The sequence below is a fragment of the uncultured Romboutsia sp. genome, from assembly GCF_958366745.1.
GTDB lineage: Bacteria > Bacillota > Clostridia > Peptostreptococcales > Peptostreptococcaceae > Romboutsia > Romboutsia timonensis.
Map to the genome: position 1 here is coordinate 1 of NZ_CATXCO010000127.1, position 6,887 is coordinate 6,887.

A 6,887-nucleotide genomic window follows, 5' to 3' on the forward strand; every position below is an offset into this window, starting at 1 on the left:
CCAAATAATTTATCACAAGTAAAAGAAAGTTTAGATTGGGCATTTGAACTAGATGAACCATCAGTAATAATAGCTAGGTGGCCATGTGCTCTTAAAAAATTCTCAAAACAAGATATAGAAGAGTTTAATAATCCATTTACTTCTAAATGTAGTGTGAATACTGATAAATGTATAGGGTGTAAACTATGTATGAAAATAGGGTGTCCTGCTATATCATTTAAATCAGAAGAAAAAATGGTAAGCATAGATAGTAATAAATGTGTAGGATGTGAAGTATGTAGTCAAGTATGCCCAAAAGATGCTATATCTAAGGAGAGAAATTAATATGACAAAGAGCATACTTTTAGTAGGTGTAGGAGGTCAAGGAACTATACTTGCAAGTAAATTATTAACTACAGGTCTTATGAATGCTGGATATGATGTAAAAATGAGTGAGATACATGGAATGAGCCAAAGAGGAGGTTCAGTATCTTCACAAGTTAGGTACGGAGAAAAAGTTTATTCACCAGTTATTGAAATAGGTGGTGCAGATATATTAGTATCATTTGAAAAAATGGAAGCTTTAAGGTGGTTAGAATATTTAAAGCCAGAAGGAAATATAGTTGTAAATAATTATAGAATAGATTCTATACCAGTTTTGACAGGTAAAGCTATTTATAAAGAAAAAGAAATAGAAGATGAGCTTAATAGATTAAATGCAACTATAATAAACGCAGCAGATAAAGCTAAAGAGTTGGGCAATTCAAAAGTAATGAATATAATCCTTTTAGGAGCATTAGTAAAATCTATGAGCCTTGAAGATATAGATTGGGAAAGTATAATAAGAGAAAATATTAAAGAAAAATTTGTTGATATAAACTTACAAGCATTTAAAAAAGGAATGGAAATGGTTTCAGAAGAAGCATTTCCTTTAAAGTCTAATTAATTATTGATGCTATTTCAAAATAGAATTTTATAGGTAACTAATAAATTCTATTTTGAGATAGCAATTTTTATATTTTAAGGGGGAAATTTATGAGTTATAGAATATTAGCTATTAACCCAGGTTCTACATCAACTAAAATAGCTGTATATGATAATGAAAAACAGATATTAGTAAAATCTATAGACCATAAAGTAGAAGATTTAGAAAAGTACGATAAAGTACAGGAACAATTTGAAATGCGAAAAGAAAAAGTATTAAAGGCATTGAAAGAAAATAATATAAAGTTAGATTCTTTAAGTGCTATAGTTGGAAGGGGTGGATTATTGCCACCAGTTAAATCTGGAGCGTATTTAGTAAATGATGAAATGATAGATAGACTAATAAATAAACCAGTTTTAGAACATGCATCAAATTTAGGTGCAATAATATCTTATGAAATATCTAGAAATTTAGGAATTAATGCATACATATATGATTCAGTATCAGTTGATGAGTTAACTGATGTGGCAAGATTGTCTGGAGTTAATGGAATGGATAGAGAATGTTTAAGCCATGCATTAAACTCAAGGGCTATGGCTATAAAGTATGCTAAAGATAACAATAAAAGATATGATGAATTAAATTTAATAGTAGCTCATTTAGGTGGAGGAATAACCCTAAGTGTACACGAAAATGGCAAAATGGTAGATATAGTATCTGATGATGAAGGTCCTTTTTCTCCAGACAGATCGGGAAGAGTACCTTGTAAAAAGCTAATTGATAGATGTTTCTCAGGAAACTATACACACAAAGAGATGCTTAAAACTATTAGGGGTAAAGGTGGAATTTCTTCATACTTAGGTACTGTTGATGTAAGAGAAGTTGAAAAAATGATAAGTGATGGAAATGAAAATGCAAAATTGGTTCATGAAGCTATGACTTATCAAATAGCAAAAGGTATAGGAGAATTAGCAACAGTAGTATATGGAAAAGTAGATACAATAATATTAACTGGAGGGATAGCTTACTCTAATCTTATCACTGAAAATATAAGAAAAAGAGTAGAGTTTATAAGTGATGTTTGTGTTATGCCAGGAGAAAATGAATTAGAATCTTTATCTTTAGGTATACTTAGGGTATTAAATAAAGAAGAAGATGTAAGGATATATAGTGAAGCTGATTTAGTAAAATAAAGTATTATTAAATTAAAATATTACCAAAAATTACCTTAACAAGTATTCTGAAAATAAATGTATAATAGAATATTAAGGAGGGATTAATTTACAGTTATGGAAAAAAGTACATCAAAAGAATTATCATTAGGAATAGAACGTCATATAGATGATCTAGGAAGAATAGTTATACCAAAAGAAATGAGAAATAAATTAAACTTTGAACAAAATGAAGTAGTTAGCATAAAACTGTTTGATGACCATATAGAAATTGCAAAATCAAAATCTAAATGTTTATTTTGCAGTACACAAGATAATATAAAGTATTATAATAACTATTCTATATGTCAATCATGTTTAGATGACATAATTAAAAAGTTTAGTGAACAAATGTTATAGCAGAAATGCCTGTAGTTGTATTATTTATTATAAATTATATAATTAACCTATTGTGCTAATTAAATACGATTATTGAAAATACTAGATTATAACAATCTACATTTTGATAGTTAAAAACTATATAGTAATTTCAATATTATTAGTAAAATAATTAGCACAACAGGTTAAAAATACTATAAATATATATGTTTTAATAATAGAGAATGATTTTAATCATTTATAAAAGTATCACAGTTTACATGAGAGTCATTTACGTGTACACTATCTGCAGTACATGTATGATTAGCATTATAATGACAATTTACAGCTTTACAAATTATATCGTTAGATGTAGTAAAATAATTGCTAGATAAATTAGTTAAATTTCCGTTACTTTCTGAAAAAGTAGAACAATGTGTATTTGATGAGTTAGTTGCCTTTGTTCCAGAGATAGTTATTTTTCCAGCGTAACAAGTACCAGACTGATTATAAGTACAATTATAAGCAGAACAATTTAAAGTCATATGTATACCTCCATAAAATAATATATAACTTATTATTTACATAGAGATTATTTTTATAACAAATAGTTAAAATATTTATACCTAGCAAATTATGTAAGTAATAAAACTATATTTTAGTTTATTACTTTTTAATGTATAAATTTAATAGATTAAAGTTAGTATAATAAAAAGTAGATATAGTAACTAAGATCAATATAAGTTTTTATAAGTCATAAATACAATTAAAGCACATAACAGCTACGTCATCTAATGTTTCTCTTCCTAAATTTTTATTTATATGAATCACATCTAAATTTTCTTCATTGCCACATTTACAACATTTATTACCTAACTTATTTAAAGCATAATCTTTAAACAATTTCCAATGTATAGATTTTTTATATTCATAATAAGAAACTCTCAAGCAAGAATCTAGAAACTTAATATACAAATCATCTAAATCATAACTATTTATACCACTATATTCTGGTTCAAAGTATTCGCAATTATCATTACATTTTGGTAGACTGTCAAATATAACGCATTTAACATTGTATTTAAGATTTTCATCTGGACCATCTAAAGAAAGCTGTGTGCAAAAAGAGCAACTTTCTTTAGGTAAGTTTTTCTTAAGTTCATTAATTTTATTATCCATTTTATCCCCCTTAAAAATTGTATAAATAAATTTATATATTATAGTTATATTAATTAAATTAGACAAGTATTCTATAAAGTAGGAAATTTTATTATTTTAGAGAATATAAATTTTTATAGATATGAATATTTAAGCGAAGGGGAAAAAAATGCAACTTCAAAATGTTGAGAAGATAAAGAAAAATATAAATATAGAATTGGAAAATAGAATTAATAATCATAAAAAAAATTATTACTTACAGCTAAATTTATATAATAATAGATTTTTAAAATCTGAAAATCATATAAAGGGAAAATCAACTTTAGATAGAGAAGACAATTATAATATAGAAGATAAAGGAAAAATATTATTTACTCATATAGAAGATAAAAGTATAAAAGGGCATATAAATAAGGATATAAATATAATTTCTTATGCAAAATTAGAATATAACAATTTTAAGAGATGTAAATTTAAAGATATAATATTTAAAGATTGTATATTTAATGGAAATATATTTTCAAAATGTATATTTGAAAATGTACTATTTGAAAATTGTAGATTTTATAAATCTGATAATATAAATATATTTTCAGATGAATGCATTTTTATGAAAAGTATATTTAAAAATTGTAATTTGGAAAGTAGTGTATTTAAAGAATGTAGAATTAGTGATTTAAAATTTATAGAATCTACTTTAGAAAATGCTATTTTTAGTAATATGCTTATAGTTAATAATCAAATAAGTGATTGTGATTGTAGGGGCTTAAAAATTGTAAATTCAGCTATAGAAAAATTAAAATTTGAAGATAAAAATATAACTAAATTAGATGAATATGTTTTTATAGATACAATTAAGCTAGATAAAAAATATAAAAAGTCTTATGAGGAAGCTGCAAAAGTATATAAGAGTATAGCTAAAAAGTTAGAGGAGAATAATTTAGTAAATTATGCATCAGAGTATTATTACTTATCTAAGTGTGTTGAGAATAAATCTCTTACTGGAATAGATAAGACAAAGTCAACAATATTTTGGCTATTATGTGGTTATGGAGAAAGACCTACATATGCACTTATAACATCACTTGAAATAATATTTGTCTTTGCTGTTATATACATGTTTACGGGACTTAGTATAGAAGGGGTTACTATAAATTATGTAGATGTTTTTTCACATGGATTTTTGAAAAGAAATGTGATAACAGATTTTATGAGTTGTTTGTATTTTAGTACTGTAACATTTACAACTGTAGGTTATGGTGATATAACGCCTGTAAATATAAGTATTTTTTTATCTGGTGTTGAGATGTTTTTAGGATTAACTATGATGGGAATATGGACGGCTACATTAGCAAGGAAGATAACTAGATAAATATTGGTTATAATTAGTACAAATTTATAAAATGTTTAGAATCAATAATAATGAACCGTATCACAAGTAACGGAGCGCGGTTTTTGTAAGAAAAATTAATAAAAGTTAGTAAGATAATAGCTGTACCATTAGTGATTGGTATAGCTATTTTTAATTAAAATTCATATATGACAATAATATCACAAAGATTATTATAATTAAAGACTTTTATTTACATAATTTTCCAAATATAATCAAATTAAGAAATTGAAAAACCAAACCTTGATAAATTGAGGTTTGGAAAAACATAGGGTCTAAGGATGAATATCTATGTCATCCAATTACAAAGGAGGAGATTGAAATGAATTTTAAGAAAAGAGCAAGTAAGAGTATAGCATTAGCTTTAGTGGGGGTAGCAGTTACAACACCTGTATTAAGTAATGTAAATGCGATGTAGAATAATACTGGTTTAGAAAATAAAAATATACAAATATTAAATGATAGTGAGGAAACAGAAACAATAAATGAGTATCTTAAATTAAAGGAGCTAAATAAAAAAAGTGAATCTAAGTTAAGAGAAATAGGATACTCAGATCAAGATATAAAGCAAATAAGAGAATACAAAGAAGCATTTAGTGAAAACATAGATGAGTTAAATGAATTATCTAATGAATTTTTATCAGGATTAGGATATGATAATGAACAAATAAATATAATTAGAAATTTTGATGGTTCAGAAGAACAAATGATAAGAGCAAGTGCTACTTGTACTGTAACTAGAAGTAAAGATAGTTTTTATTATGACAAGACTAATAAAGCTACGAATCTTGTAGTAAATTTTTCATTTAAATGGAATGGAGCACCACTTTTTAGAGGAACTGATTTAATGGCTGTATCTAACGGTGAAAGAATGTATTTCCATAATAATTCTTATCTAAATGTATCATATCAACCGTTAAATAGTTCAGGAGTTAGCTCTAGTAAAAAGATATCTGCATCTATAGATGGAGCAGGAAATACAGGCGCATCTTTTAAATTTAAAGTTTTAGGAAATAACGGATTAACTTATGCTAAATCGGGACAAGGAAAAGTTTATTTACATAGAAAAAATGAAGATATAAAGCAAGTTGGAGTTGGAGTTAAGTATGAACATTCAACACTATCTATAAGTCCAAGTGTTTCATTTCCAGCAAGTGCAGGGATAAGTTTTTCTTCTAAAGTTGAGTCTATAGGACCAAATCAACTTATGTGCTACAGATAATGGAAGGATAAAATATATTATGAAATATTTAATTGGAAGTATCGTAACGATTATTATCGGATACATTTTTTCTGGAATGTTATCAGGTGTAGGAGTTAGCGATGCATATATGAGTTACATTAATGAAGTTACATTAAGTGTAATATTTTTATCAGGAATAGTATCTTTTTGGGGATATTTAATATTGGATAAACTTAATAAAGAGAAAGATTTAAACGAAGATATTAAAAATACATGTAATAAAAAGTAATTTCAAATATATATTATAACTATGATAAAGCTAGATGAGGTAAAAATACTTCATCTAGCTTATTTTGTGTTCAAAAACAAGGAGGAAAATACAATGATAATAAGTATTTGGAAAAAACAAGACTTGCAGTTAATAAAGGAGCTACCAACAGAAGTACTGTCTGCAATAGAAACTACCATAGAAATGCTAGATGAAAACTACGGTACAGAAAGAACAGCAGAAGATTTAGGCGGATACGTAGTTGTAGTAGATAAAGCTGGAATAAAAGATCTAAAGCAAAAGCAACTAAATGGAATAATACCTGAATACATAGACGAAATAGAAGGAGCTGAATACATTTCAGCTCTATTTTTGTGTTCAAATGACTTCTCTATAGTAGTTATAGTAAACGAACTTAATAATAAAGGTATGAAAATTATTAAATAAGTTAACAA

10 protein-coding genes are annotated in these 6,887 nt (G+C 26.0%); 8 read left to right on the forward strand and 2 right to left on the reverse strand.

Annotation, left to right across the window (positions count from 1 at the left end):
- The 4 genes from Q5F54_RS08930 to Q5F54_RS08945 form a co-directional block, all read left to right on the forward strand.
- The coding region (locus Q5F54_RS08930) for a 4Fe-4S binding protein (protein ID WP_302334268.1) at nt 1–324 on the forward strand (324 nt) is incomplete at its 5' end.
- Nucleotide 325: 1 nt separating this feature from the next.
- Entirely contained in the window at nt 326–925 is a 600-nt protein-coding gene (locus Q5F54_RS08935; RefSeq protein WP_302334269.1) for an indolepyruvate oxidoreductase subunit beta, read from the forward strand.
- Between the two features lie 89 nt (nt 926–1,014).
- Complete coding sequence (gene buk, locus Q5F54_RS08940; RefSeq protein WP_302334270.1) at nt 1,015–2,097, forward strand: butyrate kinase; 1,083 nt, start codon at nt 1,015–1,017, stop codon at nt 2,095–2,097.
- 96 nt (nt 2,098–2,193) lie between these two features.
- Entirely contained in the window at nt 2,194–2,475 is a 282-nt protein-coding gene (locus tag Q5F54_RS08945; RefSeq protein WP_302334271.1) for an AbrB/MazE/SpoVT family DNA-binding domain-containing protein, read from the forward strand.
- Between the two features lie 209 nt (nt 2,476–2,684).
- Here Q5F54_RS08945 and Q5F54_RS08950 read toward each other — a convergent pair whose 3' ends face one another.
- Both Q5F54_RS08950 and Q5F54_RS08955 read right to left on the reverse strand, forming a co-directional pair.
- Entirely contained in the window at nt 2,685–2,978 is a 294-nt protein-coding gene (locus tag Q5F54_RS08950) for a DUF1540 domain-containing protein (RefSeq protein ID WP_302334272.1), read from the reverse strand.
- Between the two features lie 202 nt (nt 2,979–3,180).
- Entirely contained in the window at nt 3,181–3,612 is a 432-nt protein-coding gene (locus tag Q5F54_RS08955) for a hypothetical protein (protein WP_302334273.1), read from the reverse strand.
- A 148-nt stretch (nt 3,613–3,760) separates the two neighbouring features.
- On the opposite strand from Q5F54_RS08955, the gene Q5F54_RS08960 reads away from it, so the two are divergent.
- The 4 genes from Q5F54_RS08960 (at nt 3,761) to Q5F54_RS08975 (ending at nt 6,879) form a co-directional block, all read left to right on the forward strand.
- Complete coding sequence (locus Q5F54_RS08960) at nt 3,761–4,963, forward strand: pentapeptide repeat-containing protein (protein WP_071121147.1); 1,203 nt, start codon at nt 3,761–3,763, stop codon at nt 4,961–4,963.
- 724 nt (nt 4,964–5,687) lie between these two features.
- Entirely contained in the window at nt 5,688–6,203 is a 516-nt protein-coding gene (locus Q5F54_RS08965; RefSeq protein ID WP_071121146.1) for a hypothetical protein, read from the forward strand.
- Between the two features lie 19 nt (nt 6,204–6,222).
- Nucleotides 6,223–6,453 (forward strand): hypothetical protein, encoded by a 231-nt coding sequence (locus Q5F54_RS08970; RefSeq protein ID WP_071121145.1) that lies wholly within the window; start codon nt 6,223–6,225, stop codon nt 6,451–6,453.
- Between the two features lie 93 nt (nt 6,454–6,546).
- Nucleotides 6,547–6,879 carry a hypothetical protein gene (locus Q5F54_RS08975; RefSeq protein ID WP_071121144.1) on the forward strand — a complete coding sequence of 111 codons (333 nt, stop codon included), beginning with the start codon at nt 6,547–6,549 and terminating at the stop codon, nt 6,877–6,879.
- Nucleotides 6,880–6,887: the final 8 nt, after the last annotated feature.

Excerpts from the sequence above, each read along its gene's own strand:
- buk (WP_302334270.1), top strand. The coding sequence starts at position 1,015 with ATGAGTTATAGAATATTAGCTATTAACCCAGGTTCTACATCAACTAAA.
- Q5F54_RS08960 (WP_071121147.1), top strand. The coding sequence starts at position 3,761 with ATGCAACTTCAAAATGTTGAGAAGATAAAGAAAAATATAAATATAGAA.
- Q5F54_RS08970 (WP_071121145.1), top strand. The coding sequence starts at position 6,223 with ATGAAATATTTAATTGGAAGTATCGTAACGATTATTATCGGATACATT.
- Q5F54_RS08945 (WP_302334271.1), top strand. The coding sequence starts at position 2,194 with ATGGAAAAAAGTACATCAAAAGAATTATCATTAGGAATAGAACGTCAT.
- Q5F54_RS08965 (WP_071121146.1), top strand. The coding sequence starts at position 5,688 with ATGATAAGAGCAAGTGCTACTTGTACTGTAACTAGAAGTAAAGATAGT.
- Q5F54_RS08950 (WP_302334272.1), bottom strand. The coding sequence starts at position 2,978 with ATGACTTTAAATTGTTCTGCTTATAATTGTACTTATAATCAGTCTGGT.
- Q5F54_RS08935 (WP_302334269.1), top strand. The coding sequence starts at position 326 with ATGACAAAGAGCATACTTTTAGTAGGTGTAGGAGGTCAAGGAACTATA.
- Q5F54_RS08975 (WP_071121144.1), top strand. The coding sequence starts at position 6,547 with ATGATAATAAGTATTTGGAAAAAACAAGACTTGCAGTTAATAAAGGAG.
- Q5F54_RS08955 (WP_302334273.1), bottom strand. The coding sequence starts at position 3,612 with ATGGATAATAAAATTAATGAACTTAAGAAAAACTTACCTAAAGAAAGT.